Origin of the sequence: Pseudomonas sp. W5-36, from assembly GCF_046540455.1 — a bacterium.
Classification (GTDB): Bacteria; Pseudomonadota; Gammaproteobacteria; order Pseudomonadales; family Pseudomonadaceae; genus Aquipseudomonas; species Aquipseudomonas graminis_B.
The window spans coordinates 1-18,103 of the sequence record NZ_JAXCIQ010000011.1 but is presented as its reverse complement, the minus strand read 5'-3'; the positions used below and the strand labels follow the sequence as shown (position 1 = coordinate 18,103).

The 18,103-nt window shown below is 61.4% G+C and carries 12 protein-coding genes and 1 pseudogene; 4 read left to right on the top strand and 9 right to left on the bottom strand.

Annotated features, from left to right (window positions below):
• Positions 1-137: 137 nt before the first annotated feature.
• On the top strand, positions 138-5,063 hold the full coding sequence (locus SLW74_RS17780; protein ID WP_410929667.1) for an alpha-2-macroglobulin family protein: 4,926 nt from the start codon (positions 138-140) through the stop codon (positions 5,061-5,063).
• 150 nt (positions 5,064-5,213) lie between these two features.
• Here the strand turns inward: SLW74_RS17780 and SLW74_RS17775 are convergent, their stop codons facing one another.
• On the bottom strand, positions 5,214-5,507 hold the full coding sequence (locus tag SLW74_RS17775; RefSeq protein ID WP_065987718.1) for a hypothetical protein: 294 nt from the start codon (positions 5,505-5,507) through the stop codon (positions 5,214-5,216).
• Positions 5,508-5,668: 161 nt separating this feature from the next.
• Here SLW74_RS17775 and pbpC point away from each other — a divergent pair, with 161 nt between their 5' ends.
• Entirely contained in the window at positions 5,669-8,005 is a 2,337-nt protein-coding gene (gene pbpC, locus SLW74_RS17770) for a peptidoglycan glycosyltransferase PbpC (protein WP_410929666.1), read from the top strand.
• A 167-nt stretch (positions 8,006-8,172) separates the two neighbouring features.
• Here the strand turns inward: pbpC and SLW74_RS17765 are convergent, their stop codons facing one another.
• The 6 genes from SLW74_RS17765 to SLW74_RS17740 all read right to left on the bottom strand — a co-directional run bounded on the left by SLW74_RS17765 (position 8,173) and on the right by SLW74_RS17740 (position 13,038).
• Entirely contained in the window at positions 8,173-8,742 is a 570-nt protein-coding gene (locus tag SLW74_RS17765; RefSeq protein WP_065987716.1) for a DUF4136 domain-containing protein, read from the bottom strand.
• A 43-nt stretch (positions 8,743-8,785) separates the two neighbouring features.
• Positions 8,786-9,415, bottom strand: coding sequence for a DUF4136 domain-containing protein (locus tag SLW74_RS17760; protein WP_410929665.1), 630 nt, complete (start codon positions 9,413-9,415; stop codon positions 8,786-8,788).
• A 48-nt stretch (positions 9,416-9,463) separates the two neighbouring features.
• A complete protein-coding gene (locus tag SLW74_RS17755; protein WP_410929664.1) occupies positions 9,464-10,213 on the bottom strand; it encodes a methyltransferase domain-containing protein in 750 nt (249 codons plus the stop codon).
• On the bottom strand, positions 10,210-10,515 hold the full coding sequence (locus SLW74_RS17750; RefSeq protein ID WP_065987713.1) for a MazG-like family protein: 306 nt from the start codon (positions 10,513-10,515) through the stop codon (positions 10,210-10,212). The genes SLW74_RS17755 and SLW74_RS17750 overlap by 4 nt, the downstream gene beginning before the upstream one ends.
• 212 nt (positions 10,516-10,727) lie before the next feature.
• Positions 10,728-11,585, bottom strand: coding sequence for a MaoC/PaaZ C-terminal domain-containing protein (locus SLW74_RS17745; protein WP_410929663.1), 858 nt, complete (start codon positions 11,583-11,585; stop codon positions 10,728-10,730).
• An 85-nt stretch (positions 11,586-11,670) separates the two neighbouring features.
• Positions 11,671-13,038 carry a 3-oxoacyl-ACP reductase gene (locus SLW74_RS17740; RefSeq protein WP_065987711.1) on the bottom strand — a complete coding sequence of 456 codons (1,368 nt, stop codon included), beginning with the start codon at positions 13,036-13,038 and terminating at the stop codon, positions 11,671-11,673.
• A gap of 117 nt (positions 13,039-13,155) precedes the next feature.
• On the opposite strand from SLW74_RS17740, the gene SLW74_RS17735 reads away from it, so the two are divergent.
• Both SLW74_RS17735 and SLW74_RS17730 read left to right on the top strand, forming a co-directional pair.
• Positions 13,156-14,433 carry an acetyl-CoA C-acetyltransferase gene (locus SLW74_RS17735; protein WP_410929662.1) on the top strand — a complete coding sequence of 426 codons (1,278 nt, stop codon included), beginning with the start codon at positions 13,156-13,158 and terminating at the stop codon, positions 14,431-14,433.
• 208 nt (positions 14,434-14,641) lie between these two features.
• Positions 14,642-15,448, top strand: a complete 807-nt coding sequence (locus SLW74_RS17730; protein ID WP_410929661.1) for an AraC family transcriptional regulator — start codon at positions 14,642-14,644, stop codon at positions 15,446-15,448.
• A gap of 165 nt (positions 15,449-15,613) precedes the next feature.
• Here SLW74_RS17730 and SLW74_RS17725 read toward each other — a convergent pair whose 3' ends face one another.
• Entirely contained in the window at positions 15,614-16,312 is a 699-nt protein-coding gene (locus SLW74_RS17725; protein ID WP_410929660.1) for a transposase, read from the bottom strand.
• Between the two features lie 395 nt (positions 16,313-16,707).
• Positions 16,708-18,103 (bottom strand): annotated as a pseudogene (locus SLW74_RS17720) (hypothetical protein); the annotation flags it as partial.

The window sequence follows — 18,103 nt, the reverse complement described above, 5'->3', positions numbered from 1 at the left end:
AGGCTCCCGGGCAAGCGCGCGAGTGTAGCGAGAACAAAAGCACAAACCCACGGTCTATCTGCGCGCCGCGCTTTACGATTGCCAAAGCGGTGCTATAACTTCTGCTTCCTCATCGCTGCCGTCCAAATGAGTGCCTCATGCTAAACAAAGGATTGTTCCTGGCCTGCGCGCTGGTACTGCTCAGTGCCTGCGATTCCTCTTCATCCGACAAACCCGCCCCTGTCCCCGCTTCGCCGGCTGCAGCAGCTGCGCAACCCGGCCCCACCGATGCCAAGCCCAAGCCTGCGGTGGACATTCCCGCGCTGAGCAAGCGTTACGCCGGGCGCGAGTTGACGGTGGTGGACGTCTCCGAAGTTCAGCTTGATGGCGCCAGCACGCTGTCGTTGAGCTTCTCGGTGCCCTTGAACCCCGATCAGAAATTCGCTGAAAAAGTGCACCTGGTCGACAGCAAGGACGGCAAGGTCGATGGCGCCTGGGAGCTGTCGGACAACCTCATGGAGCTGCGCCTTCGTCATCTTGAACCCAAGCGCAAACTGGTGCTGACCATCGATCCGGGCCTGGTGGCGGTGAACAACAACACCCTGGCGGCCGAGTATTCCGCGCGCCTGGAAACGGCTGATCTGCAGGCGACCGTGGGCTTCGCCAGTCGCGGCAGTCTGCTGCCAACGCGGCTCGCTGAAGGTCTGCCGGTGATCGCCTTGAACGTCGATAAAGTCGACGTCGAGTTCTTCCGCATCAAGCCTGAGTCACTGCCTGCGTTTCTTGGCTCGTGGGAAGGCTCGTCCAGTCTTGAGAGTTATCAATCCAAAGAACTGCTGCCCCTGGCCGATCTGGTCTACAGCGGCCGTTTCGACCTGAACCCTGCGCGCAACACCCGCGAGACCGTGCTGCTGCCGATCTCGGGCCTCAAACCGCTGCAACAGCCGGGCGTTTATCTTGCCGTGATGCGTGCCTCCGGGACCTACAACTACACGCAGCCAGCCACGCTGTTCACTCTCAGCGACATTGGTCTGTCGGCGCACCGTTACGCCAACCGCCTGGACGTGTTCACCCAGGCGCTGGAAGGCGGCAAAGCCCTGAGCGGCGTTGACGTCGAGCTGTATGACGAGAAGGGCCGTGTGATCGGCCAGGGCAAAACCGACAACGCTGGCCACGCGGAACTGCCTTTGCCGGCCAAAGCCCAAGTGCTGCTGGCCCATCAGGGCGAGCAGACCAGCATGCTGCGCCTGAACAGCGCCGCGCTGGATCTGGCAGAATTCGACATCACCGGCCCCAAGGCCCACCCGCTGCAATTCTTTATCTTCGGCCCGCGAGACCTCTATCGTCCGGGAGAAGTGGTGCTGCTCAATGGCTTGCTGCGTGACAGTGACGGCAAGAGCGTGAAACCTCAGCCGATCACCGTGGAAGTGCGCCGTCCGGATGAGCAGGTCAGTCGCAAGTTCGTGTGGGACGCTGACGCCACCGGGCTTTATCAATATCAATTGCAGCTGTCGGAAGAAGCACCCACAGGTCGCTGGCAACTGGTGTTTGATCTGGGTGACGGCAAGCCGCAGCTGTATGAATTCCAGGTCGAAGATTTCCTGCCAGAGCGCATGGCGCTGGAACTCAAGGGCAGCGACATCCCGCTGGCGCCCGATGCGCCGTTCGACGTAGCCATCACCGGTCGATACCTGTACGGCGCGCCAGCGTCGGGCAATCGCCTGAACGGTCAGTTGTATGTGCGTCCTCTGCGTGAAGCGGTTCCCGCTCTGCCGGGTTATCAGTTTGGCTCGGTGACCGAGGAGGATCTCAAGCAGGACCTTGAAATCGAAGACAGCACACTGGATGCCAACGGCAAGCTCGACCTGAGTATCGACAGTCAGTGGGCCAAGGCCCGTTCACCGCTGGAGCTGGTGCTACAGGCCAGTTTGCAGGAGTCGGGTGGGCGCCCGATCACGCGGCGACTGACCCAGCCGGTCTGGCCCGCCGAGGTAATGCCGGGGCTGCGCGGTTTGTTCGACGGCGAAGCCACTGATGGCGACGGCCCGGTCGAGTTCGAAGTGCTGATGGCCGACGCCCAGGGCCACAAACTGGCCGCCGACAACCTCAAGGTGCGGCTGGTGCGCGAGCGCCGCGATTACTACTGGAACTACTCCGAGAGCGATGGCTGGAGCTATCATTTCAACGAGAAGTTTCTCAACCTGTCCGAAGAAACCCTCAGCGTGAAGAAGGATTCGACGGCGAAAATCAGCTTCCCGGTTGAGTGGGGCCCGTACCGCGTCGAAGTCGAGGATCCGGCCACCGGCCTGATCAGCAGCGTGCGTTTCTGGGCCGGTTACCGCTGGCAGGACAACGCCGAAGGCGGCGCCGTGCGTCCCGATCAGGTCAAGCTGGCGCTGGACAAACCGGCCTACGCCGACGGCGACACTGCGAAAGTGACGGTCACGCCGCCGTCTGCGGGCAAGGGTTATCTGTTGGTGGAATCGAGCGAAGGGCCGCTGTGGTGGCAAGAGATCGATGTTCCCGCCGAGGGCAAAACCTACGACATCCCGATGGACAAGAAGTGGGCGCGACATGACCTCTACGTCAGCGCGCTGGTGATTCGTCCGGGTGAGCGCAAAGCCAACGTCACGCCGAAACGCGCCGTGGGCGTCCTGCACCTGCCGCTGGATCGCTCGCAGCGCAAGCTGGCGCTGAGCGTCACGGCACCCGAGAAGATGCGGCCCAAGCAGCCGCTCAAACTGAAGGTCAACGCGAAGAACGCCGACGGCACGATTCCGAAAAGTGTGCATGTGCTGGTAGCGGCGGTGGACGTGGGCATTCTCAACATCACCGAATACGCCACGCCGGATCCGTTCGCGGCGATGTTCGGGCGCAAGGAGTACGGCGCCGATCAACTGGACATCTATGGCCAGTTGATCGAGGCCGGCCGTAATCGTCTCGCCAGTCTGGCGTTCGGTGGCGACGCGGCGCTGGCCAAGGGCGGCAAACGCCCGGAAACCAGTGTCACCATCGTCGCCCTGCAAAGCGCGCCGGTGACCCTGAACGAGCAGGGAGACGCGGAAGTCAGCGTCGACATCCCGGATTTCAACGGTGAGCTGCAGATCATGGCCCAGGCCTGGACCGATGAGCGCTACGGCATGGCCGAGGCCAAAACCGTGGTAGCGGCGCCGCTGATTGCCGAGTTGTCGGCACCGCGATTCCTGGCGGGTGGCGACCAGACCAAGGTGGCGCTGGACCTGTCGAACCTGTCCGGCAAAGCGCAGAAGCTCAATGTGCAAGTGGTTGCTGAAGGGCAGTTGAGCCTCGCAGACGGTGACGGCGCGAAAGCCGTCAGCCTGGATCAGGGGCAACGCACCACGTTGCAGATTCCGGTCAAGGCGCTGGGCGGCTTCGGTCAGGGCGTGATTCGTGTCACGGTCAATGGCCTGGACCTGCCGGGCGAGAGCCTGCCGGCGTTCAGCCGCGAATGGACCATTGGCGTGCGCCCTGCGTACCCGGCGATGCTCAAGCAATACCGCGCGGTGCTGAAGGATCAAGCATGGAGCCTGCCAGACGGCGCCCTTGAGGCGTTCGAGCCCGCTGGTCGTGAGGCGTTGCTGTCGGTGTCGAGCCGTCCGCCGCTGAACCTCGGCGAACAGATTCGCGCGCTCAAAGCCTACCCCTACGGTTGCCTGGAGCAGACCACCAGCGGCTTGTACCCGTCGCTCTACGCCGACGCCGCAACGCTCAAGCGTCTGGGCCTCCAAGGTGAATCCGATGCCGACCGCAAGCGCAAGATCGAGCTGGGCATCGAGCGACTGATCGGTATGCAGCGCTACAACGGCAGCTTCGGCCTGTGGGCGGCGGACGGCGAGGAGGAATACTGGCTGACGGCGTACGTGACCGACTTCCTGCTGCGCGCTCGCGATCAAGGCTTTGCCGTGCCGCCGGACGCGCTGAAGAAAGCCAATGAGCGGCTATTGCGTTACTTGCAGGAGCGCAATCAGATCGAGGTCAATTACAGCGAAAACGCCGACCACACCCGTTTTGCCGTGCAGGCCTACGCCGGTCTGGTGTTGTCACGCAGTCAGCAGGCGCCGTTGGGTGCGCTGCGCAGCCTCTTTGAGCGCCGCAGTGACGCGCGATCCGGCCTGCCGCTGGTGCAGCTGTCCATCGCGCTGGAGAAAATGGGGGACAAACCCCGCGCCGATCAGGCCTTGCTCGCAGGGCTGGCAGCCGGTCGCAAGGCCAACGACTGGCTCGCCGATTACGGCAGCCCGTTGCGTGATCAGGCGTTGATTCTGTCGTTGCTGGAAGAAAACAAACTCGCACCGGAGAAGGTCGAGGAGCGGCTGTTTGCGCTGGCTGATCAGGTCGCGGCGAACCGCTATCTGTCGACCCAGGAGCGCAATTCGCTGTTCCTTGCCGGTCGCGATCTGCTCGGCAAGCCCGAGGCCAAATGGGCGGCGACGCTGACCAGCGGTAGCAATAACCGCGAGCTGAGCAACGACCAGCCGGGCGTCAAACTCGACAGCTCAGTGCTGGCCGCGCCGTTGACGTTGCAGAACACCGGTGGCGACACGCTGTATCAGCAAATGACCCTCTCCGGGTATCCGTCTCAGCCGCCTGCGGCCGGTGGCGAGAACCTGTCGATCAGCCGTGACTATCTGGGCATGGACGGCGCGGCGCTGAACCTCAATGGCTTGAAGAGCGGCGAACTGGTCTTGGTGCATCTGGAGATCAAGGCCAGGGAGCGCGTGCCGGATGCGTTGGTGGTGGATTTACTGCCGGCCGGTCTTGAGATCGAAAACCAGAATCTGGCGCAGAGTTCAGCCAGTCTTGAAGACGCCAGCGAGTCGGTGAAGCAGTGGCGCGAATCGATGGAAAACGCTGGCGTGAAGCATCAGGAATTCCGTGGCGATCGTTACGTGGCCGCGGTGGATCTGGAGGGCTTCAACACTGTGCACCTGCTGTATCTGGCGCGGGCTGTGACGCCGGGCGTGTACCGCGTGCCGCCGCCGCAAGTGGAGTCGATGTATCGGCCGAACTGGCAGGCATTGGGCGAAGCGCCGGCGCAGTTGGTGGTGAAGGGCAAGAAGTAGGGATTACGCTGATGATCGCTCCCACGCTCTGCGTGGTAGCAGCCTTTACTGACGCTTTGCGTCAGGTGACGCTAGGGGACGGTGACGCTAGGGGACTGATTTATTTACAACGCTCCACCGTAAATTAATCTGTCCCCGGTTCCTGACGTATCAATGAATAATCCAGCTCAACAGCCACAACCCTAGAAACAGCCAGATGATCCCCATGATGATCGAGGCGCGCATGAAAGCGCGGATCGCTGAATACAGCAGCATCAACCCGATGACCAGGGCGACGATGCTGACGATTGAAGTGTCCATGCCCAGCGTGCGCGACAGGCCGTCAACGAAATTGCCGCCCGCGTGAGTGAACATGTTGAACAACCAGCTTAAGCCGTCGACGACGAAGCGGATCACGGCGCCAATCACTTGGCCGAGCCATTCGAAAACGCTTTCTACCTGCATATCTGCTTCCTGATGAGGGGCGTGGACCAAAAACGGCATTGCTCGCTTTGGCCGTCGATTGTCCGGGCGAGTTCCCTGTCGGGTAAAGGCTTTCTGTGAAGATCACCCGATTATTGCTACGAGAGACTCGCTCGGGATCGTGCGAGCGAGCGTGCTCGCGAATGGGGCGACGCTTTGCCCGCGCTTTCGCCTGGCTCATCGGCAGCCTGCTCATGGTGTGCCTGCTGCTCTGGCTGGCCGATCGGATCTGGCCGCTGCCCTTGCCCAAGGACGATCTGGCGCGCGTGGTGCTCGCCGAAGACGGCACGCCGTTGTGGCGGTTCGCCGATGCCAATGGCGTCTGGCGCTATCCGGTGACGGTCGATCAGGTGTCGCCCTATTACCTCGAAGCGCTGCTGACCTACGAAGATCGCTGGTTCTATCAGCACCCTGGCGTAAATCCCATGGCACTGGCGCGCGCCGCTTGGCAGAACCTCGCTGGCGGCCACGTAGTATCCGGTGGCAGCACGCTGTCGATGCAGGTCGCCCGCTTGCTCGACCCGCATTCGCGCACGCTGGCGGGAAAACTCCGACAACTGTGGCGCACCGCGCAGCTGGAATGGCACCTGTCCAAACAGGACATTCTGGTGCTGTACCTGAACCGCGCTCCGTTTGGCGGCACCTTGCAGGGCGTCGCCGCCGCCAGTTGGGCGTACCTGGGCAAGTCCCCGCAGCAGCTGACCCGTGCCGACGCGGCGCTGCTGGCGGTCTTGCCCCAGGCGCCGAGTCGCTTGCGTCCGGATCGCCACGCGCAACGCGCCCAGGCCGCGCGGGACAAGGTGTTACGGCGTCTGGCCGAGTTCGGCACCTGGCCCCAGGGGGCCGTTAACGAAGCGCTGGAAGAACCGCTGCTGCTCGCGCCTCGTCAGGAACCCAGCCTGGCGCCTTTGCTCGCCCGGCGCCTGAACCGCCCGAGCAGCCCGCCGCTGATCCGCACCACCCTGGACGCCGGTCTGCAGCGACGTCTCGAAGACCTGCTGCTGGGCTGGCGCGCGCGTCTGCCCGAGCGCACGTCCGCCGCGATTCTGGTCGTAGAAGCGCAGAACATGGCCGTGCGCGCGTACGTCGGCTCGGTGGACATCGGTGATGCCAAACGCTTTGGTCATGTGGACATGGTCAGCGCGCTGCGCTCACCCGGGTCAACGCTGAAACCCTTTCTCTACGGCAAGGCCATCGACGCCGGGCTGATCCATTCCGAGTCATTGCTGCAGGACGTGCCAAGGCGCTATGGCGACTATCGTCCCGGCAATTTTTCGTCGGGCTTCAACGGTGCGGTGGCGGCAAGCTCGGCGCTGTCGATGTCGCTCAATCTGCCAGCGGTGCAGTTGCTGGAAGCCTACGGCCCCAAGCGCTTTGCGGCGGAATTGCGCAATGGCGGCGTGCCGTTGACTCTGCCGCCTCTGGCCGAACCCAATCTGGCGTTGATCCTTGGCGGTGCAGGCAGTCGGCTGGAAGATCTGGTCGGTGGCTACAGCGCGTTTGCGCGGGGCGGGCGCAGTGCGGACATTCGTTTGCAGCCCGATGACCGTCTGCGTGACCGACCGATGATGTCGCCCGGCGCGGCGTGGATCATTCGGCGGATTCTCAGCGGCCAATCCCGGCCTGACCTCGATCCCCACGCCGAGCTTGTGCAGCGCCCGCAACTGGCCTGGAAAACCGGCACCAGTTACGGCTTTCGAGATGCGTGGTCGATTGGCGTAGGGCCGAGGTTTCTGATCGGCGTGTGGATCGGCCGGCCGGACGGGACCCCGGTGCCGGGGCAGTTTGGGCTGGCGTCGGCAGCGCCGCTGATGCTGCAGGTTCACGATCTGCTGGTGAACCGCGATGCCCAGCGCAACATCCTGCCGCCCGTGTTGCCGGTGCCGCTCAACGTCGGTGTCGAAGCGATCTGCTGGCCGCTGGGTCAGCCGATGAGCAAAAGCGACCCGAACTGCCGTCGCCAGCGTTTCGCCTGGACCCTCGACGGCACGACGCCGCCGACCTTGCAGGCGACCGATCAGCCGTTGGGGTTGGGGCTGACGGAGAAAGTCTGGCTGAACGACAAGGGCTTGCGTGTCGCGGCAAGTTGTCCACAGGCGCAGGCCAAAGAGATTGCCCTCTGGCCGGCGCCGCTCGAACCCTGGCTGCCCAAGAGCGAGCGGCGCGAGGCACGTTTGCCGGACATCGACCCGTCATGCCCGCCCCAAGGGTTGAGCCTGGCGCCGCCGTTGTCGGTAGTGGGGGTGCGGGAGGGCGATCAGTTGCGCTTGCCGGCCGGCAGTCAGCAGCTATTGCGCCTCAAGCTGTCGGCGCTGGGCGGAAGTGGCCGGCGCTGGTGGTTCATTGATGGCACGCCGGTGGGCGACACCGCCAGTCAGGACAGCTACACCCACACCTTCACACGCTTGGGGCGATATCAACTGAGCGTGCTGGATGAAAGCGGACAGACTGCCAGAGTGGAATTCAGTGTGGTGGATTGAGGCCTGGAGTTCGCCCCACTCTTGTGGACGCGAGCGGGGTGGCGGTCCACCTTGCTCGCGAATAAGCGGTACATCCGCCGAAGATTCAGCGGCTGAAATACCGTCTTCGTGAGCAAGCTTACTCCCACATGGACCATGCCTCACCGGCTGAGAACTGGGATCAACCCTCAATGGGGCGGGTATTGCTGCAGGATTTTCTGCACCGTCTGGCGCAAAGCCTGCTCGCGCGCAGCAGGGTTGGCGTTGCCGTCACTGACCATCTGTTCGGTGCTGCCACGCCACACCAGCTTGCCGTCCTTGCCGTCGAGCATGTCGATCTGCAGCGTCGAAACTTTGTAATCGATGTTGCGCGTCTCGGTGCCGATCGGGCCGCCCCAGTAGCCGCCCCACGGATTACCCCAATACCCGCCACCGCCGCCGTAGTTGGTGGTGACCGTCTGCTGACGGTTCTCAACGATCAGCCACGTCTGCAATTGAACGTCCGCTTTCACGCCGGGCGCCGCCATGCGCAGGCCGCGCTGCTCAAGCTGCTCGCCGACTGCCTGGCGAATGCGCTGCTCGGTGAGGTCACTTTTGATCCGCGGATCGTCGGGCTGATATTGCAAACCAGGCTCCTTCCACGCCCATGACCGGTAGGCGCCGAAATCGCGCTGGGCGTCGAAGTCGCGGTTGACCCGATCAGTCTGGCAGGCGCCGAGCAGCAGGGCGACACAAAGGACAGCAATGCGGCGGTACATGGGATTTCTCCAGCGTGTAAACAAAACGCCATGGGGCGCGAAATCAGGACGGCGGGTAGGCCGTCAGGGCTTGTTGTACGGCCTGGCGCAGGGCTTTGGCGCGCGTCGACTGATCGCCGCCGCTGGCGGTTTCGGCGCTCGCGCTCCAGACCGGCTGACCGCTGCGGGCATCGAACAGACTGATGCGCACCACCATTACCTGTTCTTGATAGGTGCGCACGATCGGCACGCTGGCATAACCGCCGTAACCACTGCGGTACCCATTGCCACCGTAATAGCCCACACCTGAACCGCCGTAGTACGGATCGTAATAGTCGTCACGCACCTGCCGAATCCGGGTCTCTGCATGGGCATCGGCGGCCACGCGCAGGTCTGCCGCCTGCGGGTTCTGCGAAGGCCGCAGACCGCGTTGATCCAGCCCGTTGCTGACGGCTTCGGCCAGTTGAGCAGAGTCAGCCCAGAGGGTGCCCGGTGGCAGCTGGCCGTTGAGCCAGGCCCAGTTGCGATAGCGGCCGTAATCACGCGGCGCCGCAGGGTATGCGCTCATGTCGATCGCATTGGCGGCCTGAGGCGGCGCCGGTGGAATGGCCGCAGACACGGCGCGATAAGGGTTGGGGCTCTGGCAGGCGGCGAGCCCCAGGCAGAGGGAAAGCAAAGCGAGACGGCGTTTCATGAGGGTCTCCGCAGCGAGTGTTAAGCAGCGTGTATCAACCAGCGTGGGTCAGACAGCCCGGCACATCCAGTGCAGATAGCGTCCCAGTCCGGCGAAGGCCGGGTGGCGACGGTGTGCGAGCTCCATTTCCAAGAGGTCCGCGAGATCAGCTTTGGCCTGAAACTCGACCGGCATGTAATCGTGAAAAACCCGAACGCCACTCTGGGTTTCGACTCGCCACAGAGGGCCAAGTTGCGCCGCCAGTTCGCGGGGATCAACAGGCTCCTGGGGCGTCAGGCTCTGTTTTTCACCGGCCAGGGTGTTCTTGCGCATCTTGCGGAAGTGGCCCTTGAGCAGGTTGCGGTAAATCAGTGCTTCGCGGTTGTAAAAAGCCAGTGACAGCCAGCCGTCGGGCTCCGTCAACTGATGCAGCACCGGCAGAATCGTGAACGGCTCGTCCAGCCACTCCAGCACTGCATGGCAGATCACCAGGTCGTAACGCTCGGTCAGAATATCGGGCAGGGCTTGCCAAGGTGCTTGAATGAACGTGGCGCGCTGACCGGCATCGGCGAAGCGCTGGCGGGCGCCCTCCAGCATGGGGGCGGCGGGCTCAGCCAAGGTGACGTCATGGCCGCGTTCGGCGAGCCACAACGACATGTGGCCAAGCCCCGCGCCAATGTCCAGCACGCGCAACGGACGATCTGGCAGGCTCTCGGTGAGGTCAGCTTGCAGCACCGCTAGACGGATCGCGCCCTTGGCGCCGCCGTAGATTTTTTCAGCGAAGCGCGTCGCCAGTTGATCGAAATGACGGTCGCTCATTGGCTGAACCGCCGTTCGCCGTCCGCCAGTTTCGCGCGCACGACTTCATCCATGTCCAGGCCCAACTCGCTGCACAACAACAGCAGGTAAAGCACGATGTCCCCGACTTCCTGCCCGGCGTGGGCCAGTTCATCAGCCGGCAGTTGGCGGGACTGATCTTCGGTTTTCCACTGGAAGATTTCCACCAGTTCAGCCATTTCCACGCTGGCGGCCATGGCCAGGTTTTTCGGGCTGTGAAATTGCCGCCAGTCGTTGTTATCGCGGATGCGATGCAGGCGTTCGGTGAGTTCGTCGAGGTTCATGGGGGTCTCCTGAAGGTGCGTAGCTTCAGGGGGATAGGCGATTGACGCAAGGGGGTGCGATGCGCCGGGACGCAGGTTCAATACCCGCTACGGCGGTACGCCGATTCCCGGCTGAAGCCGGTCCTACCGTCGGCGTGCTTAGTGGGACCGGCTTCAGCCAGGAAGGCGTGAGATGCCACACCGCGAAGTAAGCGTGCATTGAGGCGCAGCCATCACTCCGAAGCCGGCTGCCAATTCCCCACCATATGCACGATTCCTTCCGCGCCCTCCAGCTTAAACTGCCCATGGGACCCTGCCGCGCTGGCAGACAGCGTCACTCCGCTGGGCAGCCGCACTGGTTTTTGAAATGCCACCGATATCTCCACATTCGAGGCCGGCAGGTGATCTTCAAGGGCTGCCAACGAGCGGCTTTTTATCCACAGCCCATGGGCAATCGCCTTGGGAAAACCGAACAGTTTGGCGCTGCTGTCACTCAGGTGAATCGGGTTGTAATCACCACTGACCTTCGCGTATTGGCGACCGATGTCCGACGGCGCCGACCACGTCGCCAGTTCCGTCATCGGCAGTGGCGCGGGCTCGTGATCGCCTTCGATCTCTCCATCCACGTGAACGCCTCGGCACAGCATCGTGCTCTCTTCCTCCCACAGCAGGCCCAGCGCATCCTCGATCTGGGTGATCAGACTGAACGTCGCGCCTTTGGCGTGGGGCTTGAGATGGCCGGCGCGTACGCTGACCTGCACCTTGATCACGCTGCCGAGCGGGCGACGAATGCTGATCCGGTTATGCAAGTGGACCAGCCCGAGGAGCGGGAAGGGGAAGTCTTTGTCGGTAAGCAGCTTCATCTGCAGCGGGAAGGCCAGCACGTGGGGGTAAGTGGGCGGCAACAGGCTGCCGGGCACGAACCCGCAGACCTGAGCAAACGCTTTCACTTTACCCGGGTCTACCGACATCCAGCACCGCAGGCCCTGATCCGGCAATTGGGTGCCGCTGACCTTGCGCCGCAGCGCCGCTTGCATGAACAAACCGGGCAAGGCCGGGGGCGTGTCCAGATACCGCCAGTGCGCACTCATCGAGCTTCTCCTGTGGTGATGCTGCAGATCAGGCACGCCTCGGACCGACGGGGCGAGCTCAAACGGTGATCGTGTCGGTGCTCACTCAGGCGCCAAGCACGCTTTGGCCGCACACGCGCAGCACCTGGCCGCTCATTGCGCCGGAGCCCGGCTGACCCAGCCAGGCCACTGCTTCCGCCACGTCTTGCGGCTGACCGCCCTGACCCAAAGAGCTCATGCGTCGACCGGCCTCTCGCAGGGCAAAAGGCATGTGCGCCGTCATGCTGGTTTCGATAAAACCCGGCGCCACGGCGTTGATGCTGATGCCCCGCGCTTTAAGCGTCGGCGCCATTGCCCGTGCGTAGCCGATCAGGCCGGCCTTGCTGGTGGTGTAGTTGGTCTGGCCGCGGTTGCCTGCCAGTCCGCTGATCGACGCCAGCAGAATCACACTGCCGTTGTCGCGCAGTGCGCCGCTGTCGATCAGCGCCTGGGTCAGCACCTGGGGAGCATTGAGGTTGACGTCGAGCACCGAGTCCCAGAAGTCCGCGGGCATATTGGCCAGCGTCTTGTCCCGGGTGATGCCGGCGTTGTGCACGACGATATCCAGGCCGCCGGGGAGGTGTTCAATCAACTGAGCGGCAGCGTCCGGTGCGCAGATGTCCAGCACCAGCGCCTGCCCGCCAAGACGCGCCGCCAGCGCATCGAGATCGGATTTTGCTTGGGGCACATCCAGCAACACGACTTCGGCCCCGTCGCGGGCGAGGGTTTCCGCGATGGCCGCGCCGATGCCTCGGGCTGCGCCGGTCACCAGCGCTTTACGTCCGGCCAGTGGGCGGGTCCAGTCCTGAACCTGCTGATGGCAGGCACTCAGGCGAATGACCTGACCGGAGATGAACGCGCTCTTCGGCGACAGGAAAAACCGCAGCGCGCCTTCCAGTTGATCTTCGGCGCCGTCCTCTACTTGCAGCAGCTGAACCGTTCCGCCGTTGCGCATTTCCTTGGCCAGCGAGCGGCTGAAACCTTCGATGGCCTGCTGCGTGCTGGCCGCCAGCGGATCGGTTTGGGCATCGGGCGAGCGCGCGAGAATGACGACGTGGGCGCTGTTATCCAGATGACGCAAGATCGGCTGAAAGAATTCGCGCAACTGATTCAGCTGAAAGGTGTGCAGTAGCGTGCTGGCGTCGAAGACCACAGCCTTGATCTTCTCGCTCTGCTCGGCGGTCCAGGGTTGGGCGCCGGTATTTTCGCCAGTCACTGCACCGCCAGCACTGAACAACACGTCGGTCAGGCGTGGCGCAAAGGCGCTGACCCGCTCGGCCAATGGCCCCGTGCTCAGCAACATCGCGCCCTCAACCGGACGCAACCGACCCGCCTGCCAGCGCTCCAGACGTGCGGGCGCAGGCAAACCGACGGCCCCGACCAGCTTGCGGCCGAGGTCGGAGTTGACGAAGTCAATGTAGCGATCGGATGCCATGGAACACTCTCCTTGAGTCTGGGTTCAAATCAGTGGACCGCGTGGTCGGGTAATAGGTCCTACGCTGTCAGGCAGCGCTTCTCAAACAATAGACGCATTCAGGGCAGGGAGATTTAGATGATTCAGACACGACGCGTGGCCATTGTCGGCGGTAATCGCATTCCGTTCGCTCGCTCCAACGGCGCGTATGCCACCGCCAGCAATCAGGACATGCTGACTGCCGCGCTGGAGGGTCTGATCGAGCGTTTCAATCTGCATGGCCTGCGCCTGGGCGAAGTCGCCGCCGGCGCGGTCCTCAAGCACTCCCGTGATTTCAACCTCACCCGTGAATGTGTGCTCGGCTCAAGACTGTCGCCGCAAACCCCTGCCTATGACATTCAACAAGCCTGCGGCACCGGGCTCGAAGCGGCGCTGCTGGTGGCGAACAAGATCGCCCTCGGTCAGATTGAGTGCGGCATTGCCGGCGGCGTCGATACCACCTCCGACGCGCCCATCGGCGTCAACGAGGACCTGCGGCAGATTCTGTTGCAGGTCAATCGCAGCAAGACGACGGCTGACAAGCTCAAGGCGCTGACACAATTGCGCCTGCATAACCTCAAGCCGGAACTGCCGCGCAATGGCGAACCCCGCACCGGTTTGTCGATGGGCCAGCACTGCGAGCTGATGGCGCAGACCTGGGGCATCCCCCGCGAGGCGCAGGACCAACTGACGCTGGAGAGCCATCAGAAAATGGCCGCTGCGTATGCGGAAGGCTGGCAGGACGACCTGCTCACGCCGTTTCTCGGCCTGACCCGCGACAACAACCTGCGAGCCGACGCCAGCCTGGAAAAACTCGCCTCGCTCAAGCCTGCTTATGAGCGCAGCGCCAAAGGCACGCTGACAGCGGGCAACTCGACGCCACTGACTGATGGCGCGTCCTTGGTGCTGCTTGCCAGCGAAGCGTGGGCGCGTGAGCGGGGCTTGCCTATTCTGGCCTACTGGCGGGATGGCGAGGCCGCCGCCGTGGATTTCGTGCGCGGTAACGAAGGCCTGCTGATGGCCCCGGTCTACGCCGTCCCTCGTCTGCTGGCACGCAACGGGTTGACGCTGCAGGACTTCGATTATTACGAGATTCACGAAGCCTTCGCAGCGCAGGTGCTGTGTACGTTGAAGGCCTGGGAAGACCCCGAATACTGCAAAACCCGTTTGGGCCTGGATGCGCCGTTGGGATCGATTGATCGCAGCAAGCTGAATGTGAAAGGCAGCTCGCTGGCGGCCGGGCATCCGTTTGCCGCAACGGGTGGGCGGATTGTGGCGAACCTCGCGAAACTGCTGAGCAAGAAAGGGGGAGGGCGCGGGTTGATCTCCATCTGCGCGGCCGGTGGTCAGGGCGTTACGGCTATCATCGAGAGCTGATTTTTTAAAGTGTGTTCAAGGGACTTTTTTAAAGGGGACTGATTTATTTACAGCGCTTCACCGTAAATTAATCTGTCCCCGTTTGAAGGGAACCAAAATCAAATAAATCAGACCCCTTTAGTCAAAACCCCTTTAGTCATTATCCCTTTTAGTCCAGTGCGGCAGCCCGATTCTGCATCAGCTGTCATCCCCCAAAAAGGCTCCAGCGATGGCAACTGACGAACACTCCTCACGCAGCCTCGATACTCAGCGTCAAATCCCGGCGATCAAGGCGCTACCGCGCGCGCTCTACGCCCGAGCCGAAAGTTTGAGCCAAGGCTCATGGACCCCCACTCACAGCCACGACTGGGTGCAGTTTTCCTACGCCATCAGTGGCGTACTTGGCGTTCACACCCCGCATGGCAGCTTCTTTGCTCCGCCGCAGTGGGGCGTTTGGATTCCGGCTGGTCTCGACCATGAAGTGGTCACGTCAACCCGCGCCGAGATGCGCAGTCTGTATGTGCGCAGGGAGGATTGCGAGTGGGCGCCGGACCGCTGTCGCGTGCTGGAAGTCACGCCGCTGGCCAAGGAGCTGATCAAGGCGTTCTGCCAACTGCCGGCAGAATATCCACAGGTCGACAGCCGCGAGATGCGCCTGGTGCAGGTGCTGATCGATCAGTTGGCAAGTCTGCCCGAAGTGGGGTTTTCCCTGCCGCTGCCAAGGCATGCGCGCCTGCTCGGTCTGTGCAACGAACTCATCGAACAACCTGAGCAGCTCATCACCCTGACCGAGTGGGCAGCGCGACTGAGCATGTCCGAGAAAACCCTCATGCGCCTGTTCCTGCGGGAGACCGGCCTGAGCTTTCGAGGCTGGCGACAACGCGCCCGATTGCTGTCCTCACTTAAAGCGCTGGAGGAGGGCACAAGCGTGACCAGCGCAGCGCTGGCCTCGGGTTACGACTCGACATCCGCATTTATCGCCGCATTCAAAAGCCTTTTCGGGCTCACCCCCGGCGAGCTCTTCCGCAGCCAATAACAGTAGGTAGGCGTGGACAGGGGACTCGTGGAAAGGGGACCGTGGAAAGGGGACTACTGGAAAGGGGACTGATTTATTTACAACGTTTCACCGTAAATTAATCTGTCCCCGAGTGCCGCGCGTGCCATGTCCCCGCGTGCCAAATCCGATCTGATCCATCCCTGATCAAGTACCCAATACACCCTGAGGCCGACCCCGGCCCCGGTATTCAACCCGTCGCCCCAACACCTGTTCAACCTCATCAGCAAACTGCCGTCCCCCCGTCAATTGCCCCCTCTGCAGTGCATTCCGAATCAGTCTCAGCTCGCCGTCAGCCGCCGGCGCCTCAAAAAACGACCGATACGCCTGTTGCCGACCAAGCCGTGTCAGCCCCAAAGCCTCGTAACAGGAATGAACATCCAGCCAGTCGTGCTGCACATTCGTGGTGAACCGCAACCCAAAGCTTGACCATCGATACTCCTCCACGCGTTCAACCATTCCGGCCCGCACAGGATTGAGTTCGATATACCGACTGCACGCCAGCAAATATCCATCGGACTGCACAGCGCTAGACTTGTAACGACTCTCCCATAGCGTTCCAGACCGCCCCTCCAGCTTATTGCGATACCGCGTCATGCGCGCAGCAAGCGCCTTCATCAACTTCCCCAATCCTTCGGTGCATGACGGGGCTAGCAATAAGTGCACATGGTTGGTCATCAGGCAGAACGCAAACACCTTAACGTCAAACACATCTTTGAGTTCCTGAAGATCATCCAGATAACGCGCGAAATCGTCCTCATGGGCAAACACCGTTTGCCGGTTATGGCCGCGCTGGACAATATGATGAGGGTGACCGGGCAACACGATACGAGCAATGCGGGGCATGACTGATCCTCCGTCCTTGGGAAGGATCAGCGTAGCCGCGATGGTTAAGGGCGACCTGCGTCAAAGGGGGCAAATTGATTGCAACGTTTGTAGCGCAAGCGAACCAAAAGCGCTGACTCGAGGCAAGGGGACCGAGGCAAGGGGACGGATTTATTTAGAGATGCAAGGGGACTGATTTATTTACACGCTTCACCGTAATTAATCTGTCCCCGGTTTAAATAAATCAGACCCCTTTATCGATTCCTTTATCGAGACCCCTTTATCGTAAATAAATCAGACCCCTTTATCAGTACTTTATCAAGAAACGGTCTAAGCAACGTAAAGATGTCTGGAAGAAGCGCTCGATAGCAAGCTGATTTATCTACAGTGATTTACTGCAAATTAATCAGACTCCTTTACCCTTTAATGTATTTCAATCGCTTTACTGTAAGAGATCCTCCGTATTGTATGTCAGATGTAAATTCTAGCCTTTTTATTTTTGTAGCGATTATAGGTAGCTCATAGCCCGATAAGCCGACAACTTCTTGGAGAGTTTTGCTATAAACAATGCCGCCACCCTCGTCATATGCTCTGACTTGCGAGAAAATTACGCCACTTCCCAGTACGTACATTTCTACGTATGCGGTTACCGATGAGTATGTGGATTTTAATGTTGCAACTAATGTGAGTGATCCGGGTGTGTATCTGTAAGATGAGACTATAGCGCCAAAATCTTCGACGACTCGGCAGCCTTGACCATCTCCATATCTCCCATTCGCAGTTAGTATTAACGTTTCGCACTCAACACTTCCGTGCTCCGGTACCTGCTGCGATTCTACGCCGTGGAAAGTCTCCTCCATCTGCACTTTGCTGATTGTATATTCTTGAGTTGGAAATGGTAGCGCAGATAACTCGCCATCTTGGCCGGACAACCCAACCTTACATGTCGTCGTTAATGTATCTCCGTCCTGGAGCTTATCCAGCTCCAAGCGCGCAATAGGGCGCCCGATACCATCTTTCACATCCTCCTTGACCAATGAATAACCATCAAATAATGTGACTTCCGGCACCCCATTGGACCCCTTTACCCTCAGCCAAACTGTCTGACCCTCAGCAATAAAAGGCCAAGGCGCTACCGTAACATTTGCATCACCGGCAAAAGTGTTCAAATCTAAAACGTCCCCCAGAGCCTCGGTGATTTGCGGCGTTGGCAGTGACGCAGGGGGGATCGCCTCAACTGTCAATTTGAGAATGTCTGAGAAATACGTCCGGCTATCACGGTAAACTCGGTAGCGCACGTCAATCGTCTTGCCTATAACCGCTCCAATCATCGTCGCCGGAACAGGGGACTCAACCGTCTCCGGCGGAGAGCCACCGGGTTTACCAGGCTTCGACGGAATGGTATCGGAGATATCGTTCCAGACCGGCACGATAGTATCGGTGGCTCGCATGCCAGGGTAACTCGCACGAAACGTGGCGCCGCCCACGACGGTGATCGGATTCAATGTCCCCGCCAGCGCTTCCACGATGACCGGCGCCGGAATTACCGCCGGTGCGCTCCTAATGGTGTACGCCTGTTCCGAAAACGGAAAGCGCGTTGCACCGCCATCAAAAGACGCCTCCAGCTTCAGCGTAAAGGTCGAGCCGTCGGTCAGCGTTTTGAGGAGGTCCTTGGAGATGCCCCTGCTCTGGGCGCCCAATGTCGTGACGTTCAGCGGATTCCAGTTCTGCAGCGTGATCTGCGGCGTCGAGACCACGCTCAGCCAGAGTTTTTGCCCCACTGCCTGACCAGGCCAGGCCGCCAGTGTCATG

Bases quoted from the DNA above. Each gene is read 5' to 3' on its own strand.
- SLW74_RS17780 (WP_410929667.1), top strand. From the start codon at position 138: ATGCTAAACAAAGGATTGTTCCTGGCCTGCGCGCTGGTACTGCTCAGT.
- SLW74_RS17775 (WP_065987718.1), bottom strand. From the start codon at position 5,507: ATGCAGGTAGAAAGCGTTTTCGAATGGCTCGGCCAAGTGATTGGCGCC.
- pbpC (WP_410929666.1), top strand. From the start codon at position 5,669: ATGGGGCGACGCTTTGCCCGCGCTTTCGCCTGGCTCATCGGCAGCCTG.
- SLW74_RS17765 (WP_065987716.1), bottom strand. From the start codon at position 8,742: ATGTACCGCCGCATTGCTGTCCTTTGTGTCGCCCTGCTGCTCGGCGCC.
- SLW74_RS17760 (WP_410929665.1), bottom strand. From the start codon at position 9,415: ATGAAACGCCGTCTCGCTTTGCTTTCCCTCTGCCTGGGGCTCGCCGCC.
- SLW74_RS17755 (WP_410929664.1), bottom strand. From the start codon at position 10,213: ATGAGCGACCGTCATTTCGATCAACTGGCGACGCGCTTCGCTGAAAAA.
- SLW74_RS17750 (WP_065987713.1), bottom strand. From the start codon at position 10,515: ATGAACCTCGACGAACTCACCGAACGCCTGCATCGCATCCGCGATAAC.
- SLW74_RS17745 (WP_410929663.1), bottom strand. From the start codon at position 11,585: ATGAGTGCGCACTGGCGGTATCTGGACACGCCCCCGGCCTTGCCCGGT.
- SLW74_RS17740 (WP_065987711.1), bottom strand. From the start codon at position 13,038: ATGGCATCCGATCGCTACATTGACTTCGTCAACTCCGACCTCGGCCGC.
- SLW74_RS17735 (WP_410929662.1), top strand. From the start codon at position 13,156: ATGATTCAGACACGACGCGTGGCCATTGTCGGCGGTAATCGCATTCCG.
- SLW74_RS17730 (WP_410929661.1), top strand. From the start codon at position 14,642: ATGGCAACTGACGAACACTCCTCACGCAGCCTCGATACTCAGCGTCAA.
- SLW74_RS17725 (WP_410929660.1), bottom strand. From the start codon at position 16,312: ATGCCCCGCATTGCTCGTATCGTGTTGCCCGGTCACCCTCATCATATT.